The sequence below is a fragment of the Salinicoccus sp. CNSTN-B1 genome, assembly GCF_054792835.1.
Genome location: NZ_JBTWMN010000004.1, coordinates 946,577 through 963,521 on the forward strand (window position 1 = coordinate 946,577; position 16,945 = coordinate 963,521).

At 45.6% G+C, this 16,945-nt stretch carries 22 protein-coding genes and 2 pseudogenes; 17 read left to right on the top strand and 7 right to left on the bottom strand.

Annotated features, from left to right (window positions below; translation table 11 throughout):
- Positions 1-41: 41 nt before the first annotated feature.
- The 4 genes and pseudogenes from ACYF68_RS05560 to ACYF68_RS05575 form a co-directional block, all read right to left on the bottom strand.
- A pseudogene (locus ACYF68_RS05560) lies at positions 42-601 on the bottom strand (beta-class carbonic anhydrase).
- On the bottom strand, positions 585-1,349 hold the full coding sequence (locus ACYF68_RS05565) for a YihY/virulence factor BrkB family protein (protein WP_461045677.1): 765 nt from the start codon (positions 1,347-1,349) through the stop codon (positions 585-587). The pseudogene ACYF68_RS05560 and the gene ACYF68_RS05565 overlap by 17 nt, the downstream one beginning before the upstream one ends.
- Positions 1,328-1,627 carry a hypothetical protein gene (locus tag ACYF68_RS05570; protein ID WP_461045679.1) on the bottom strand — a complete coding sequence of 100 codons (300 nt, stop codon included), beginning with the start codon at positions 1,625-1,627 and terminating at the stop codon, positions 1,328-1,330. Before ACYF68_RS05570 ends, ACYF68_RS05565 begins: the two co-directional genes overlap by 22 nt.
- Positions 1,628-1,684: 57 nt before the next feature.
- Positions 1,685-2,005 carry a YtxH domain-containing protein gene (locus tag ACYF68_RS05575; protein ID WP_461045680.1) on the bottom strand — a complete coding sequence of 107 codons (321 nt, stop codon included), beginning with the start codon at positions 2,003-2,005 and terminating at the stop codon, positions 1,685-1,687.
- A 153-nt stretch (positions 2,006-2,158) separates the two neighbouring features.
- Between ACYF68_RS05575 and ACYF68_RS05580 the strand changes: the two genes are divergently transcribed.
- The 9 genes from ACYF68_RS05580 to ACYF68_RS05620 all read left to right on the top strand — a co-directional run bounded on the left by ACYF68_RS05580 (position 2,159) and on the right by ACYF68_RS05620 (position 7,794).
- Positions 2,159-2,356, top strand: coding sequence for a DUF1128 family protein (locus ACYF68_RS05580; protein ID WP_344700667.1), 198 nt, complete (start codon positions 2,159-2,161; stop codon positions 2,354-2,356).
- A 13-nt stretch (positions 2,357-2,369) separates the two neighbouring features.
- The gene (locus ACYF68_RS05585; RefSeq protein ID WP_461045683.1) at positions 2,370-3,602 is read left to right on the top strand and encodes an aminopeptidase; all 1,233 of its coding nucleotides are present in this window, start codon (positions 2,370-2,372) and stop codon (positions 3,600-3,602) included.
- 71 nt (positions 3,603-3,673) lie between these two features.
- Positions 3,674-3,829, top strand: coding sequence for a hypothetical protein (locus ACYF68_RS05590; RefSeq protein WP_461045684.1), 156 nt, complete (start codon positions 3,674-3,676; stop codon positions 3,827-3,829).
- Positions 3,830-3,927: 98 nt separating this feature from the next.
- Positions 3,928-4,437, top strand: coding sequence for an acyl-CoA thioesterase (locus ACYF68_RS05595; protein WP_461045686.1), 510 nt, complete (start codon positions 3,928-3,930; stop codon positions 4,435-4,437).
- Positions 4,438-4,447: 10 nt separating this feature from the next.
- Complete coding sequence (locus ACYF68_RS05600) at positions 4,448-5,242, top strand: RecX family transcriptional regulator (RefSeq protein WP_461045688.1); 795 nt, start codon at positions 4,448-4,450, stop codon at positions 5,240-5,242.
- Entirely contained in the window at positions 5,211-5,531 is a 321-nt protein-coding gene (locus tag ACYF68_RS05605; protein WP_380572190.1) for a YfhH family protein, read from the top strand. The genes ACYF68_RS05600 and ACYF68_RS05605 overlap by 32 nt, the downstream gene beginning before the upstream one ends.
- Positions 5,532-5,535: 4 nt before the next feature.
- The gene (locus ACYF68_RS05610; protein ID WP_461045690.1) at positions 5,536-6,771 is read left to right on the top strand and encodes a hypothetical protein; all 1,236 of its coding nucleotides are present in this window, start codon (positions 5,536-5,538) and stop codon (positions 6,769-6,771) included.
- Positions 6,772-6,779: 8 nt separating this feature from the next.
- On the top strand, positions 6,780-7,025 hold the full coding sequence (locus tag ACYF68_RS05615) for a hypothetical protein (RefSeq protein WP_461045692.1): 246 nt from the start codon (positions 6,780-6,782) through the stop codon (positions 7,023-7,025).
- Positions 7,026-7,035: 10 nt separating this feature from the next.
- Positions 7,036-7,794 carry a hypothetical protein gene (locus ACYF68_RS05620; protein WP_461045694.1) on the top strand — a complete coding sequence of 253 codons (759 nt, stop codon included), beginning with the start codon at positions 7,036-7,038 and terminating at the stop codon, positions 7,792-7,794.
- On the opposite strand, the gene ACYF68_RS05625 is transcribed toward ACYF68_RS05620, so the two are convergent.
- The gene (locus ACYF68_RS05625) at positions 7,788-8,795 is read right to left on the bottom strand and encodes a metal-dependent hydrolase (protein WP_461045696.1); all 1,008 of its coding nucleotides are present in this window, start codon (positions 8,793-8,795) and stop codon (positions 7,788-7,790) included. The genes ACYF68_RS05620 and ACYF68_RS05625 overlap by 7 nt on opposite strands.
- Positions 8,796-8,844: 49 nt before the next feature.
- Here ACYF68_RS05625 and mutY point away from each other — a divergent pair, with 49 nt between their 5' ends.
- The 5 genes and pseudogenes from mutY to ACYF68_RS05650 all read left to right on the top strand — a co-directional run bounded on the left by mutY (position 8,845) and on the right by ACYF68_RS05650 (position 12,984).
- The gene (gene mutY / locus ACYF68_RS05630) at positions 8,845-9,873 is read left to right on the top strand and encodes an A/G-specific adenine glycosylase (RefSeq protein WP_461045698.1); all 1,029 of its coding nucleotides are present in this window, start codon (positions 8,845-8,847) and stop codon (positions 9,871-9,873) included.
- Positions 9,874-9,935: 62 nt separating this feature from the next.
- On the top strand, positions 9,936-10,481 hold the full coding sequence (ntdP, locus tag ACYF68_RS05635; protein ID WP_380572172.1) for a nucleoside tri-diphosphate phosphatase: 546 nt from the start codon (positions 9,936-9,938) through the stop codon (positions 10,479-10,481).
- Positions 10,482-10,537: 56 nt separating this feature from the next.
- Positions 10,538-12,272, top strand: a pseudogene (locus ACYF68_RS05640) (ABC transporter ATP-binding protein).
- Positions 12,273-12,287: 15 nt separating this feature from the next.
- On the top strand, positions 12,288-12,593 hold the full coding sequence (locus tag ACYF68_RS05645; RefSeq protein WP_461045701.1) for a DNA-3-methyladenine glycosylase: 306 nt from the start codon (positions 12,288-12,290) through the stop codon (positions 12,591-12,593).
- Between the two features lie 52 nt (positions 12,594-12,645).
- Positions 12,646-12,984 (top strand): DNA-3-methyladenine glycosylase, encoded by a 339-nt coding sequence (locus tag ACYF68_RS05650; protein WP_461045703.1) that lies wholly within the window; start codon positions 12,646-12,648, stop codon positions 12,982-12,984.
- On the opposite strand, the gene ACYF68_RS05655 is transcribed toward ACYF68_RS05650, so the two are convergent.
- Positions 12,911-14,038 (bottom strand): FUSC family protein, encoded by a 1,128-nt coding sequence (locus ACYF68_RS05655; RefSeq protein WP_461045705.1) that lies wholly within the window; start codon positions 14,036-14,038, stop codon positions 12,911-12,913. The two genes, ACYF68_RS05650 and ACYF68_RS05655, sit on opposite strands and share 74 nt — an antisense overlap.
- 11 nt (positions 14,039-14,049) lie before the next feature.
- On the bottom strand, positions 14,050-15,342 hold the full coding sequence (locus ACYF68_RS05660) for a glutamate-1-semialdehyde 2,1-aminomutase (protein WP_461045706.1): 1,293 nt from the start codon (positions 15,340-15,342) through the stop codon (positions 14,050-14,052).
- Positions 15,343-15,481: 139 nt separating this feature from the next.
- Here ACYF68_RS05660 and bcp point away from each other — a divergent pair, with 139 nt between their 5' ends.
- From bcp to ACYF68_RS05675, 3 genes are read left to right on the top strand one after another with little or no spacing between them, the layout of a single operon-like run.
- A complete protein-coding gene (bcp, locus tag ACYF68_RS05665; protein WP_461045708.1) occupies positions 15,482-15,931 on the top strand; it encodes a thioredoxin-dependent thiol peroxidase in 450 nt (149 codons plus the stop codon).
- Entirely contained in the window at positions 15,932-16,411 is a 480-nt protein-coding gene (locus ACYF68_RS05670; RefSeq protein ID WP_461045710.1) for a Rossmann-fold NAD(P)-binding domain-containing protein, read from the top strand. It abuts the gene before it with no gap.
- A complete protein-coding gene (locus ACYF68_RS05675; protein ID WP_461045712.1) occupies positions 16,303-16,875 on the top strand; it encodes an NAD(P)-dependent oxidoreductase in 573 nt (190 codons plus the stop codon). Before ACYF68_RS05670 ends, ACYF68_RS05675 begins: the two co-directional genes overlap by 109 nt.
- Positions 16,876-16,945 lie beyond the last annotated feature (70 nt).

Sequence of the window (16,945 nt, forward strand, 5' to 3'; positions counted from 1 at the left end):
AACTTTCGGGGTCGGCTCAATTATCCAATACGGTCCTTTTTTCATTGATAGCCATCGTGCACAAGGTCTACCTTGCCGTTATCCGGGCTGATTACTGTGCCATGGACCGGCACGTCAGCAGGCATAAGGGGGTGGCTCTTGATCTTTTCAATGCTTTCAGTGATGCTTTCTTCTACGCTGTCGAAACCTTTGAGCCAGTTTTTGATATCTATACCCGAGTGCTCGAGTATGTCGAATGTATTGTCTGAATGCCACGTGCCTTCATATTTGCAATCATAGGTTCCGGTTCCAATGAGCCGAATCCGCAATCATGATGGCCCATGACCATCACTTCTTCCGCGCCGAGCATATAGACTGCCACAAGTATGCTCCGCATGGTACTGCCATAGGAATGGGAGATGACGGCACCGGCATTCTGGATATGCTTGATGTCACCATTCTTCAATCCCAATGCTTTCGTCGACAGCTCCGTCAGGCGCGTATCCATACATGATATGAGTACAAGCTTCTTCTGCGGGGTTTTGTCTGTGAGATACTCTTTATATTCTTTATTGTCTATAAATTCTTTGTTGAAGTCGAGTAGATCATACAGTAGACTCATTGTTCGCATTCTCCTTTTGTCGTTTCTTTTTCATTGAACGTTTATGCAGTATGGCATTGATTTGGGCCCCAAGGATGATGATGACCCCCGTGATGTATAGCCATAATATCAGCACGATTACACCAGCGATACTGCCGTAAGTGGCAGAATAGTTACCGAAGTTGGAGATGTAGAAACTGAATCCCCATGACGCCACTAGGAATGCGATGGTTGTAAAGATTGCGCCTGGAATGACCGCTTTAATCTGCAGCTTGATATTCGGCGCTGTCGTGTAGATGACGACGAACACGATGAATACCAAGAGAACAGGCAGCAAGCTTCTGACAAGGCTCCATATGGTCTGGAACTGATCATCCAGTCCTATGATGCCGAACATCAGATTACCGATCTGCTCGCCGAATACAATCAATACGAATGTAAGAAGGACGGAAATCGCAAGAATGATTGTAAAGACGATCGACAATGATTTGGCGATAAAGAAGTTTCTGTTATCTTCCACATCATACGCGACGTTGAAGGCATTCATCAGGGCAGTCATGCCGTTAGAGGCTGACCATAACGTCACAATCAGACCGACTGAGAGCAAACCACCATTGGAGTTTTCCATGACATCGGAAATGATGCCCTCCAACATGCTTGAGATGTCTGCCGGTGCGTAATCCCGGATGAACTGCGTGATCATTTCCTGATCTATCTGGAATAATGGAACCAGGGTCAACAGGAAGATCAGTAAAGGGAAGATCGCCAACAGGAAGTAGTAGGCGAGCTGCGCCCCATACCGGATGTATTGTCTTTTGAAAATTGAAACAGCAGGTTTTGGAAGAAATTCCCGTCTTCCTTGTATTTGGCCGGCTTATTGATTTTAGAGACGTATAGGCGTTCATCCGGCTTCTTGCTTAATTTTGATTTGAATTCGACTTCTTCGACAAAAGTCTCACCTTCGGAATGCTTGTTTTTATCTACTATCTGTTCTTTCTCTTCTTGTTTCGCTTGATTCAGATAATCAGAATTGGATTGTTTAGACACATGCTCAACTCCTTATCTTTTAAAATAAAAGGGCCGACTGGCGTCAGCCCAACGTTTTTAATTCAACTTCTTCTGATCACGTTTTTTCATGAATGTATCTTTGGCATCCTTCAAGGACTCCTCGAGTTCAGGGTTGTTGCGACGAATCTCTTCGACAGTCTCCTTCCAGAACATCACTTCGTCCTTAAGTGAATCGATTTTAGAAGATTGGCCGGAGCCGGAGTTCATCTTCTGCTTTGCCTCTTCTGGGTTTTGGGCATAATATTTGAGATCTTTTGTGCTACTCATTACCGAGTTCCTCGTGTTCTTGTCGATAAGGCTGAGTCCTGCACCTACGGCAGCACCGATCAGTATTGCTGGCAACATCTTATTCTTCATGTAAATTCTCCTTTTGGTTGATTTATAGTTGCTTATATCCATTTTAAACAACCTTCAAACTTTATTCATCCCTTAGTTGAATAAAAATTTTATTATTAATTCAACTTTGTTATTATTGTAATGAATTGAATCTATGAGATGGGGGAATGACCAATGGATAAGGAAAAAATGTTGAAGGATATAGAAAGTTCACTGAATGTGGTGAACAAAGGGGTGTTCAATGCAGAAGATTTCAGTGATGATAATGTCGAACAGCTCAATGAGATTCACGAAATGGTGACATCAAGAAATCAGATTACAGCCATCGAACAGACAGCCATAATCGAAGAATTATCAAAACTCAGGAAATAAAGGAGAAACTTCAATGACCGAAAAAATTTCAAAGCTTGAAAAGTATGCCGATCTGCTTGTCGATGTAGGCCTGAATGTCCAAGAAGATGGGCGAGTGTTCATAAGGTCTGCACAAGACGCTTTGCCGTTGATTCGCCTGGTTACCGAGAAAGCATATGAAAAAGGGGCGAAAGAAGTCAAAGTAAGCCTGACGGACGACGCACTTACCAAACTCCATGCCAAACACCAGGAGAAAGAAGAGCTTGCAACCATCCACCAGTGGATGATTGATGAGCGTATGCATTACTCTGATGAAAAAGCAGGCTTCCTGAGCATCACATCTTCTTCGCCGGAACTTTTGAAAGATATAGATCCAGAGAAGTTGAAAGCGATGCAGATTGCTTCAGGTAAAGCATTTAAGGACTTTTCAAACCGCATCCAATCCGATTACCACAGCTGGTGCGTCGCTGGGTATCCATCACGTGACTGGGCAAAGCTTGTATTCCCGGATGAAAGTGACGATGATGCGGTAGAAGCGTTGCTTGACCTGATCCTCTACACTGTACGCGCAGATCAGGACGACCCTGTCGCAGCATGGCAGCAGCATGACGCACTCCTGCACGAGAAAGTCGACTACCTCAACAATAAAAAATATAATGCACTCCGGTACGAAGCACCCGGCACCGACTTGACGATCGGCCTACCGAAAGGGCACTTGTGGGCTGGCGCCTCGAGTGAAAATGAAGACGGCGAAACCTTCATGGCCAATATGCCGACCGAGGAAGTGTTCAGCGTACCTGAGAAAACGCGTGTGGATGGATATGTATCCAATACACTGCCGCTCAGTTATGGCGGAAATCTGATAGACGACTTCAAGCTGACCTTCAAAGATGGTAAAGTCGTTGATTTCGAAGCAGGTAAAGGATATGAAGTCCTGAAAAATCTGCTTGATACCGACGAAGGTTCGAGGTACCTCGGAGAAGTGGCGCTGGTACCGGACGACTCGCCGATATCAAACACGGGACGTCTGTTCTATAATACTCTCTTCGATGAAAATGCGTCATGCCATATCGCCCTGGGAAGCGCTTATGCCTTCTGCATCGAAGGCGGCAAGAACATGTCCCGGGAGGAGCTTGAGGCTGCTGGGCTGAACGATTCGATCAGCCACGTCGACTTCATGATAGGTTCTGACGAACTCAACATCTACGGTATCACTGAGGACGGCAAGGAAGAAAAAGTATTTGAAAAAGGGAACTGGGCCTTCTAAAATTGTAGATGCAAAGAAGAAAAAATATGGTAGAATATAAATAATAGGATAAGTATTAGAGGAGGATTCACATGAGCTTTGGAATGATGTTCCTAATAACTATGGCTTTTATGTTCGCCATATTCGGATTTGCTGCGACCCTTTATCACTTCCTGTCAAAAGCACTTACCGCTAAAGATGGACTTGTGATTGATACACCGGAAGAAGCTTTGGAAAGAGATCTTTAGGTTCAGCATTATAAGAACGGGAAGGGATGATTGTATCCCTTCTTTTTTAATGTAGGGGATATGCTATTGTAGTAGTATTTGGGATGGAGGGAATCATAATGGAAAGAAAAATGTCGGAATCCTATACAGTAATGACTTCGAATGTAATGCCGCCGGACACGAACAATCATCAGACGCTCTACGGAGGAAGGCTTATGGAATACATAGATGATGTGGCGGCGATTGCAGCAAGACGGCACTCGAGATCGAAAGTGGTGACCGCTTCAATAGATTCGGTCGATTTTCTGGAACCCATCAATCTGGGGGATGTCGTGATGCTGGAGGCAATGGTTACCCATACCGGGAAATCTTCCATGGAGATACTTGTCAAAGTATCGAAGGACACGCTTGAGAATGGTACGGAGAGGAAGCTTGCAGCATTCAGCTTCCTCACTTTCGTCGCCTTGGACGAGACGGGTTCGTCCATCAATGTTCCAGACCTCATCGCAGATAACGAGCGGTTGAAGTGGCTGGATGAAACAGGGGAAGAACGTGCTGAACATAGACGCAGAAGACGCGATCGTTCAAAGGCGCTACGGGAATTCTTTGCAACAGATCTTCTCGGTTAGGAGGGATTAGATGCAGATAAAAAAAGTGGCCCGCGGCAAGAAAGGGATGTATGATATACAGATGGATGATGGCTCTTCCTTTAAGGCGCATGAGGAGTCGGTAGTGAAGTATCGGCTCATACCCGAGCGGATGCTTGACGAGGAAGAGTATAACGAAGTATTGTCCGCCATCCAGTTCGATGCAGCCTATGTCCGGGCCCTTGGATACATCAGCTATAAATTGAGGACAATCCATGAAATGAGAAGGTATCTGGCCGAAGACTATGCACCTGTCATGATCGATGAGACCATCAAACGGCTTGAAGAAGAAGGATACTTAAACGATGCCCATTATGCAGAAGCCTTGAAGAATACAATGCTTGCCACCACTGATAAAGGACCATATGCTCTGGAACGTGAATTGAAGAAACATAAAGTCCACCCGGACATCATCCGTGAGAATGTCGAAAAGTTCAGTGAGCAGATCGATCCGGAGCGGATGAATAGGCTGAAGGATAAACAGTTGAAGCGGCATAAGGGGTCCTATCAGCAATTTAAGATGAAACTCACCGAAAAACTGTATCAGAAGGGCTATACCGGCGAGCATCTGGCCATGATCGATTTCGATGATGACTACGATGAAGATGTACATTTTAATCGGGACTTTGAAAAATACCTGAGGCGTTATCAAAAGAAAGAGACAGGATACGCCCTGAAGCAGAAGCTTATACAGGCAATGATGAGAAAAGGCTACACATATGATTCGATTCAGGAAAAGTTGGGAGGGCTGGATGATGAAACCTTTGAACACAATGACGAGACGTGAACTGGAGACCTATATCGCGGAAAAGCGTGAAGCGATGAGGAAAGCGGAAATGATGGGGATTGAAAATGAATACCGCGTCAACGAGCGGCAAGTCCTTATAGCAGAGAGCTATTTCGTCGACCTATCCTTGATAGAAAATGGGAAGATATACAAAATCATCAGTAATGAGGACCATTACTTTAAAGTGGAGTACATCAAGGGAATCTTCGCATGGGGATTCTTTATCGGAGGCGATGAAAAAGAGACGGGTATTCCGGTAAGTATGCTGCAATTGCCGAAGAAAGGATGATCTGATGGAAAACATCATTCTGCTCAGGGCCCTTGAGCTTACATATGCCAAGGAAGCATCAAAGTTCATAGACCGCATGCTTGGCAGATCTGAAGGCCTCATCTTGAAGGATGTCACCTTCCATCTGTATAAAGGAGAGGTTTTGGGGATACTGTCCGACTACAGGACACTCCATTATCTGAAGGAAGTGGTCAATGGTACACTTGACCTGAAAAAGGGCAAGGTCAAAACCGCAAGCTCAATGCTGAGCCTCGATGTGCTGGATCATGTGGATAATCCACATCCTTTGGAGATCTTCACGCGGGAGCTGCTTGAGGAGTTCATGGATGTAGAAGACGTCCGACACGCACAGGAAAGCCTTTTGGAACTCCCACTCTTCAGGAAGCATCAATATACTGCAATGAACGATCTCCCAAGGCGGGAACTGGCGCTTGTGCTTCTTGAAATCTCAAAGCAGGCCAACACCGACATTGTAATCTACTGCAATATGTACCACCATCTAGATAAGCAAGATAAAGAAGTGTTCAAAGAGACGATCAATGCCCTTGAAGCGGCCGAAAAAGGTGTGCTGCTACTTGAGAGTGACATTGAACCGATTCAGACGCTTGCGAACTATTTCCTATGGCTCAGCTATGGCCAGATCAGGTATGACGGCAGTGTGCGCGAAGGTGTCCTTGAATATGGTGCTTATGAGAAGAAGAAGAGCCAGATAAAGAATATGGATGAAGAAGCCCAGTTTGATATAGAGTGGAAACGCAATATTGAGGATTATGGGCGGTATGAACACGGCTTCAAGAGGATGAGCCGGAACCAGAGCGGTCTGATCGACCAGTTCAACGTGCAGAAAATCATCATCTCCGTGGTCCTGCTCTTCGTCATGTTCATGTCCAGCATAATCATTTTCATGGATATTTCATTTACAGACAGTCGGGCTGCAACTGAAGAGCCCGTTGCATTGCCAGAGGATGAAGAGTCAGAGCGGTTCGCCTACGGCATCAATACCGATCCGGATTTGGAACTTGAAGGGGAGTCCATCCCCTACATGTATCTACTGGAAATATCGAGCGATAAGGAAGGCGATTATAGAATCGTGGAGGATGGACTGGATGTCAAAGTGGACGCCTCATCCATTCTGTATTTCAACCCGGCAAGCCTCTACCCTGAAACAACCTTGGTAGAACTCCTTCCATATACAGCCGACACATTCGGGGGAGTTATCTTTTTTATAAAAAGTTCCTGAATGGAGGCGTGTCGCTACTTAATGATGAAGTAGATACGATTACCGAGCAGACAGATAGGTATGCGCGCCTCGGCGTCCCCATCACTTATCATATAAAGGATGACGTAGTATTCTCGGTATCTTTCCCAGCCGAAAACATCGAAGAGATGTACAAGGAATTCGGTGTTACGGAAGAAGATGCGATATTCCGCTTGCCGGAAGGTTATATGATCTTGGATGCATCGAACGAAACATGGTTATACATCAACCGCTAGGAGGGTTGCCATGAACCACAAAACAAAATATCTCATCCGTCAGATATACAGACAGACCTCCATTTTTTCGACCCATACACTCTCCCCATTGTTCATATATGCCGGAGGACTCGGATTTCTACTGATTGCCATGGCAATCATGGAAAAAAATGCAGTTGTGGAATACCTCTACACACTTGTCGGTATAATGAGTGCGGTATGGCTGTTCGGGATGGTGGTCCTTAACGAGAATGCGTTCTACTACAAGGACTCAGTCGTCAAGATGAGCTACATTCCGATGTATATGAGGATAGTGCCATCGATCATATTCCAGACTTTCGTCTTTCTGATGTTTATAGTCCTTTATAGCGCATTTACCGCACTTGTCATAGAGGACTGGCTCATCAACATTTTCACACTCCTGTATTATCTGATTTTGGGCGTGCTGTTGACCCTGCCTTTTACAATGCTCTACCTATCAGCTAAAATCAAAAAACGACGCACTGTCGATGTATTCGTCTTCATCGTCCTTGTGATATCAGTTCCCATACTCTACAGGCCTGAACAGCTTGAACCATGGATTTCAAGCCTGTTGAGTTTGAATCCGTTCTACTATGTCATCAACGGATTGCAGACGAACGCAGTGCAGATTCCCTGGAACATCAATAGGTTGCCGCATGACATCTTGTTCATTGTGCAATTGATATTCCTGTACCTGTGGATGTTCGAATACTACAGTAAAATTAAAATCAACATGTATCAATTCAAAATAAAGCGACCAGGTCAATGACCGGTCGCTTTATTGGTTGAAGCATCAGTTTTCTGCGAGTTTCTTCTGAGCTTGCTTTCTGAAAATACCCATCCTGTGTAGCTATGTTCAACCTTGTTCGTATGACGGTTGACATGCATGATGCAGACGAACGGGTAATGCCCCTCCTTCAAGTATCTCAAATCAATATAGCGTATCTCGACGATGTCTTCCGAAATGTCTGTCACTTCGTAAGTGTAGATCGATGAGAAGAAGGTGAAAGCTTTGAAATTCTTATCCTGTTTGATGCTGTTGAACCGTTCCTCTTCGATAGGTGGACTTTTGGTGAAGCGGTCGTAGAAGAGTATCTGACCGCGGAAACTCCGTCCGACATAATAGGAGGATTGTGCTACAGTAACTATACGCCATTCAAAGAAGCGGATGGTCGGCATACAGAATACGCGTTTGATGTATTCATTCGGCAACAGATGCTCCACCTGCTTTTTCAAGTATGACTGTATGAAGAAGCGGGTGACATAATAGATGAACATAACTAGGTAAAGAACAATGAACAGCGTCACAGGTGACATTCCAAAATACCATAATATGAAAAAGAGCACATGCATGATGATAATCGGGATATCGATTGTATTGATGACGCTCAGTTGAATCCAAGTATGGGTGATGGGTCGTAGAGCCTGTGTGCCGTAGGAGTTGAATATATCAACGAAAACATGAAGGAACACGGCGAACTGTATCCAGAGGTACATGTTGAGCGCAGGCAGATCGAACAGCAATACGCTTAAGGCCGTCAGGAGGACAGGCCATATGAAAAAAGTGAAGGGGAGGGAGTGGGTAATGCCACGATGGTGGGTGATGTATACCGCATTATTCTTCATCTTCATCACAGTATCTATATCCGGTATCAGGGAAGCACCTACTATTACAGAGGCGAACCCGACCGAGAGAGGGTCTATTGTCGGATCGATTGCGGCGAGCCCGACGATAGTACCGCCCATCAATGTATGCGTCAAAGTATCCATGTGAAATCTCCCCATTCGAATAATGTAATTAAGTTGGAGGAATGTATCTATGCTAAAAACTTCAGAATTCAGCCATAATCTGCTTGCCTGGTATCACTTGAATCAAAGGTCGCTCCCGTGGAGGAAGACCCGGGATCCATATAAAATATGGCTAAGTGAGGTTATGCTGCAACAGACGCAAGTCATTACTGCTATACCCTACTTTGAGAAATTTATAACAAAATATCCTGATATAGACAGCTTGGCTGCAGCTGATGAAGAGGCACTCCTAAAGGACTGGGAGGGTCTCGGCTACTACAATCGAATCAGAAACTTCCAGGCGGCAGTCAAGGAAGTGAAAGAACATTACGGATCGGTCGTACCAGATGATCCCGAAGCGTTTTTCAAGCTGAAGGGCGTAGGGCCTTATATAGGAGGCGCAGTCCAAAGCATTGCGTTCAATCATCTCATAGCAGCAGTGGACGGCAATGTCCTCCGCGTAATGTCACGGCTGGATGCAGATGATCGTGAAATGACCAAACCTTCCGTTCAAAAGACGGTCAAGGAGAGGGTTGAGACATTGATTCCTCTTGAAGCTGGTGACTTCAACCAGGCCTTGATGGAACTCGGTGCCACCATATGTACGCCGAGAGCACCGAAATGCATCATATGTCCTGTCAGGCAGCATTGCGAAGCCTATCAGGAGAATAGGGTTTCAGAACTGCCGGTCAAGAAAAAGGCGAAGAAGAAGAGTGAGTACTATTATAACGTATATTTCATCCTGAATGGTAAAAATGAGATCCTGCTACAGAAGCAAGAAGGCACATTGCTGCAGGGTATGTATGAATTGCCGCGTTTTGATGTGGACACGTCACTTGAAACGATCGAGGAGAGTTTGGGCATAGAGGTTCATCACAAGGGAGAGCATATAGGAAGCGTCTCGCATGTCTTCACCCATAAAAAGTGGTTCATGGAAGGGTATATACTGTATACACGCGATATCCACCCGGAATTCATAAAACTTGAAGATGTCGGTACCCTGCCGATGAGCAGGGCGATGCAGAAGCTATACCACTTGTTTGAGGCCATGGGCGGATGACTATATACCTGACTCTACGTATGTTATAATACAATAGTATAATTTTAAAGGTGGTGTGGAATATGACTCTGGAATCGATACCGGAGGAAGGCAGCAAGGTAAAGATTCAGAGCTATAAGCATGACGGTAACATCCACCGGGTATGGTCTGAAACGACCATCCTAAAGGGAAGCGATCATGTAGTGATCGGCGGCAATAACCGGACGCTCGTCACAGAGAGTGACGGCCGCACCTGGGTGACTCGGGAACCTGCGATCGTCTACTTTCATGCAGAATACTGGTTCAATGTAATCTGCATGTTCAGGGAAGATGGGGTCTACTATTACTGCAATATTTCATCCCCCTACCTTTATGATGGAGAGGCACTGAAATATATCGATTATGATTTGGATATTAAAGTGTACCCGGACGGCAAGTACCATCTGCTTGATGAGGACGAATACCGTCTGCACAAGAACAGGATGAATTATCCGGAAGATATCGATAGGATATTAAGGCACAACGTCGATGTGCTCCAACACTGGATCGAAAAGAAGAAAGGCCCGTTTGCACCAGATTTTATAAAAGTATGGCAGGGCAGGTTCAATAATGATTTTAAATCATACTAAAAATCAATCAACTTAAAAAGTTGGTTGTTTTTTATGTAGGAAAAGGAAGTTTTTCTGTGATAAGACGCTACATGCAATTTGTCAAACCGTATAAATGGCTGATCATATTGACGATCCTCATTGGCGTCCTCAAATTCGGGATTCCGCTTCTGTTGCCGCTGCTCATCAAATATACCATCGATGATATCATCATGCCGGAGGGCTTAGGCACAGACGAAAGAATCGATATGCTGATTCAAGTCCTTCTGCTCTTTTCATTCATCTTCATCATCGTCAGGCCGCCTGTAGAATATTTCAGGCAATACCTTGCCCAGTGGACAAGCAATAAGGTCCTCTATGACATCAGAAAGAAAATGTATGGGCACCTCCAGATGTTGAGTGCCAAATTCTATTCCAACAGTAAGGTTGGGGAAATCATCTCCCGGGTCATCAATGATGTGGAGCAGACTAAAAGCTTCATAATGACAGGGTTGATGAACATCTGGCTCGATCTGGTGACGATTTTGATTGCCCTTGGAATCATGTTTTCGATGAATGGTGAATTGACGTTGGTGTCGATAATCATCTTCCCGCTCTATATATTCGGGGTGTGGTATTTCTTCGGTAAACTGAGGAATCTTACACGCGAACGTTCCCAGGCGCTAGCTGAAGTGCAGGGGTTTCTTCACGAGCGCATACAGGGAATCAATGTAATAAAGAGTTTTGCGGTTGAAAAGAATGAAGCCGGACATTTCAATAAGCACAACAACAACTTTCTGAGCAAGGCCACAAACCATGCAAAGTGGACGGCGAGAAGCTTCTCTGTTGTCAATACAGTCACGGATATCGGACCGCTTCTTGTAGTGGGGTACGGCGCCTACCAAGTCATACAGGGGAACCTTACCGTCGGGACGCTGGCTGCATTCATTGCATACTTGGACCGTCTGTACGGTCCGCTCAGAAGGCTCGTTTCGTCATCTACTACATTGACGCAGAGCATCGCATCGATGGACCGTGTCTTCCAGCTCTTTGATGAAAAATATGATGTTAAGGATCGTCCAGGTGCCAAACAGCTTGAACATACTGATGGCAACATCGAATTCAGGGATGTCGGTTTCGACTACAACGGAGAAGATACGGATACGTTGAAGCATATCAATTTCCATGTCGGAAGCGGTGAAACTGTGGCGTTTGTCGGTATGAGCGGGGGAGGTAAATCCACCCTGGTCACACTGATCCCGAGGTTCTATGATGTGACCGCCGGTAAAGTGACGATCGACAACACCGACATCAGGGACTACACGATTGAATCCCTACGTAACAACGTGGGGCTCGTCATGCAGGACAACATCCTGTTCTCCGACAGCATACGGGAAAATATAATGCTTGCTAAACCTGATGCAACTGAGGAAGAGATGCTGGAAGCAACAGCAAAGGCGAACGCCCATGAGTTCATTATGGAACTGCCGGAAGGCTATGATACCGAAGTCGGGGAACGGGGCGTCAAATTATCCGGGGGCAGAAGCAACGCATTGCCATTGCGAGGGTATTCCTAAAAACCCGCCTATTCTGATCCTTGATGAAGCCACCAGTGCCCTGGACCTCGAAAGCGAAAGTATCATCCAGGATACATTGCTGGAACTGTCACAAAATCGAACGACGATCATCGTTGCACACAGACTTTCAACGATTACGCACGCTGACCGTATATTCGTGATGGCGGATGGCCAGATAAGGGAATCAGGTTCCCATGCAGAACTGATGAAAAAGCAGGGGGATTATTACAATCTCTACAGCATCCAAAACCTATAAAAGGGGCGAAGTTTAATGGCTGTAATTGATATCAGCTTTCTTGGAGAAGATACATTAAATGCAGCAAAGCAGCTTCTTGGTGTAGAAGTGATCACTCATATAGATGGGGTGGAGACAAGTGGTTTCATCACTGAAACCGAAGCCTACCTCGGGCTCAACGATCGCGCGGCCCATACATTCGGGGGCAAGATGACAAAAAAGAATGAAATGATGTTCAATGATTTCGGCCATATCTATGTCTACACCATGCACGGGCACCACTGCATGAATATCCTGACGAAGGAGCGCGAACACCCAGAAGGTGTCCTGATCCGGGGATAGAACCGAATCATGGCATCGAGACGATGATCGACAGGCGGGGCGCGAGAAAGGATTGACTGATGGTCCGGGTAAATTGACCAAATCCCTCGGCATCAGACGGGAGCTTCACAATGGCATGGAACTGAACAACGGCATATTGACTTTGAGGGAAGGTAGGACGCCCAGGGAGATAGAGGCGACCAAACGCATCGGTATCGACAATAAGGCTGAAGCGACAGATTATCTTTACCGCTTCATAGTTAAAGGAAATCCTCATGTCAGCAGATTCCGCGGTAAACCTTGGACAACAACGGATGGAAATGAAAAAGCTCAGGTGCTTAAGCACCTGAGCTTTTATATATCCAGGTTTCATCTTGGATGTTTATTTTATTTTTATCAGAATGGAATTTGAAGAAGCTGGATGTGAGTCGGTCAAGGCGGTCAAGAGAGTTGGAATACTCATGCAGTGATGAGATGAATTCTAGAATATTCTCATACTGGACTTTCTCATCCTCTGTTTGTGCTTCCTGATACAGCTTGACGAAATCATCCATCATGGTGTTCTCGGAACGGTCTTCTATGTCATATATTTCAAACTCGGCTTCCGGACGGATCTTTTCAGTGAATTTCATGAATATCTGCTCATGATAGGCCATAAGTTGGTCCATTTCATGCCTGATCCGAAATCTGAAATCCTCATCCAGATGATTATAGTCATTTTCATAACGGTTGAGCTTACGCAGTAGTTCAAAAGCTCTGCGGGTCGATGAAATGAGATGCCTGAACAGGATTTTGCGTCTGGCGGATGCGAAACGGTTACGCTTGAGATAACTTTTTTCCTCGCGGTACCACAAATACATCGTTTCGAGTGTAACGACTCTCGTACGTAGAGATTCGATGTCCCTTTTGACGATTTGATATTCACTTACCGCATTGAGTTCGAGACGGAGCCATTTAAAGATATCGCTCGTTATATTGAAACAGTTATGGTACATTTTCGTCTCGTATTTTGGCGGTATGAACAGCAGGTTGACCAGAAGTGATGATAGGACACCAATCATCACCAGCGAAAACCGAGTACCCGCTGCTTCAAGGAAATCGAGGGAAGTGGATGACTCCATGACAGTCGGTGCATCCATGATGGCAATCATCGTGACCACGGCGAGCGCCGAGACACTCTGTAAGTTGAAGAACAGCAACACTGCGAGAACGAGAATCACAGTAAGTCCGATTACGATGATGTTGTTGCCGAACAGGAGCACCATGATGATTGCGGCGATTGCGCCGAGCAGGTTGCCCTGGAATTGGTCCCATGTCCGCATCACAGATCTGTGGACGTTCGGTTGCAGGGCGAAAACGGCGGCGATTGCAGCAATCAATGAAGGTTGTAAATTGAAGAAATTCGTAACCATCAAGGTTAGAACAACGGTAATGCCTGTCTTGAAGACTCTAGCGCCAAACCGCATGGCAGCATCTCCTAAAAGTCATTTTTGAAAACATCCTCTACAATCGCAAGGGTTTCTTCAATATCTGCTTCAGTATGTTCAGTAGTCAGGAACCACGCTTCATACTTGGAAGGTGCAATATTGATTCCGCGATCTATCAGGCCGTTGAAGAACTTGGCGAATGCTTCACCGTCACTGGCCTCAGCCATAGTGTAATCAGTCACCGACTCTTCTGTAAAGTAAATGGTCAGAGCACCCTTGAGGCGATTGATCGTCGCTTTAATGTCATACTTATCTATCAGGTCAAGCAAGCCATCTTCAAGTCTTCTGCCGAGGGTGTCGAGCGTCTCGTACACCCCAGGCTGCTCAAGGATTTCAAGGCAGGCTAAACCGGCTGCCATACTCAGTGGATTACCGGCCATGGTACCAGCCTGGTAGGCAGGGCCAAGAGGCGCCACGCTTTCCATTATATCCTTGCGGCCACCGTACGCTCCAATGGGAGTGCCACCGCCGATGATTTTGCCTAGAGCAGTAAGATCCGGCTCGACATCAAGCAGATTTTGGGCCCCACCGAACATGAACCTGAAAGCAGTGATGACTTCGTCATATATGACGAGTGAACCATTATCATGGGAAATCTCATTTATCGCCTCAAGGAACCCATCCTCTGGTTCGACGATGCCGAAGTTGCCTACAATAGGTTCAACCAGCACGGCTGCGATTTCATCCTTGAAATGGGAGATGGCCGTCTTGAAGTCATCGAGATTGTTGAATGGTACGGTGATGACATCCTCTGCAACCCCTTTAGGCACTCCGGCAGAGTCTGGTGTGCCAAGCTGCGCCGGTCCGCTTCCGGCAGCGACGAGTACGAGGTCGGAGTGGCCGTGGTAGCATCCTTCGAATTTAAGTATTTTATTGCGTCCTGTATATGCCCGTGCAATACGGATCGTCGTCATGACAGCTTCTGTACCTGAGTTCACGAAACGTACACGCTCTAATGAAGGGATGGCTTCTTTAATCTTTTTACCGAAGTCCACTTCAAGGGTCGTCGGGGCACCATACAATATTCCTTTGCTGCTCTGTTCGGCTATCGCTTCATGTATCCTCGGATGGGCATGTCCGGTAATGATTGGGCCGTAGGCGCCGAGGTAGTCGATGTAACGGTTGCCGTCAATGTCATAGAAGTAGGCGCCTTCGCCTCGATCCATAACGATCGGTGCTCTGTCGCCCACAGCTTTGTACGAACGGGAAGGGGAGTTGACGCCACCCAAAATTACATTTTCCGCTTCAGCACGGAGTGCTTCTGATTTCTTGTGAGAGTACATATTACTTCATCCTTTAGCATCTTTTTTTACAATCAGTATTCTACCATATACCGGGTGCTTATTTAAGAAGTAACATCTATTGAGCGTAAAGGGAAATTTAGGTATCATCAGGAGTAAGAAACCTTTAGGAGGACTACAGATGGAAAAATTTCCTCAGTTCGAACTTGAGAATCAGGATGGCGAGCGCATCACCAATGAAGACTTTGGAGAAAAGGCGGTCATCTATTTCTATCCAAAAGATAATACACCTGGGTGTACGACGCAGGCATGTGATCTTAGGGACAATATGGCGCGCCTGAATGAATTGGGAGTCAAAGTATACGGTGTAAGCGGGGATTCAAAGAGGAAACACCAGAATTTCATCGAGAAAAACAGCTTGAACTTCGATCTGCTGGTCGATGAGGGATTCAAATTGTCTGAGACTCTTGGGGTGTACAGAAAGAAGAAGGCCTTCGGCAAGGAATTTATGGGGATTGTGCGTACGACGTTCATTGTTGATAAGGAAGGCAATATCCTGAAGCGGTGGGATGATGTCAATGCGAAATCGCATATGGATGAACTTAAAGCATATATGGAAGGGGTGCAGTAGATGAAACATATCCTATCCACAGTGCACCTGAAACCACATATGGTCGAAGCCATGGAGGAAGCGCATCCTGATATGACATATATCTACCGGAAATCTGAAGAGATGACTGAGGAAGATAAAGCGTGGTGTGATATTTTCGTCACCTATGGCTCGGACTTCACCTCAGAAGATGTTGAATCCTTCAAAAATTTAAAGTGGATGATGGTCATGAGTGCTGGTCTCGATGACCTTCCGCTTGAGGAATTGGAACATGTTCATATCACGAACGCAAGAGGCATCCACAAAATCCAAATGACTGAATATACGATTGGCCTGCTGCTTGACTTCTACAAAGGATTCCATCAATTGAAAGAAGACCAGGCGCAGCGTCATTGGAGAAGAATGCCAAAACCGAAGAGATATACGATAAATCTGTTCATATTCTGGGTACGGGCAGCATCGGGAGCCATCTTGCTTCCGTATTGGAGGCGTTCGGCCTGAAGACGACAGGCTATAACACGACGGGTCATGAGGCGGAAGGATTTCAGGCTGTGCATGCAATCAGTGACTTGAATGCCGAAATAGGCACTGCTGATATCGTAGTGAATATTCTACCAAGCACACCTGATACGAAATATATGCTTGATTTGGATTTTTTCAAAGAGATGAAAGAGTCTGCGGTATTCGTCAATATCGGACGTGGCGACATCATGACTGACGAAACGATAACGGTAGTCCTCGAAGAAGGCATGATCAGGCATATGATACTTGATGTCTTCAATGAAGAACCGTTACCGGAAAACCATGAATTCTATGCGTTCGACAATCTCACAATTACACCCCACGCTTCTTCCAAGACATCAGGGTATTTGAAGCGCGGATTTGAAATATTCATGCACAACCTCCAACATATGGATGACTTTAATGCCATGGAAAACATAATAGACCCGAGTAGGGGATATTGATCTACGTGATTTGACAAACAATTTCCCCACCGAGTACAATAATCTTATTATAGTAGTCAGTTAATAGAAG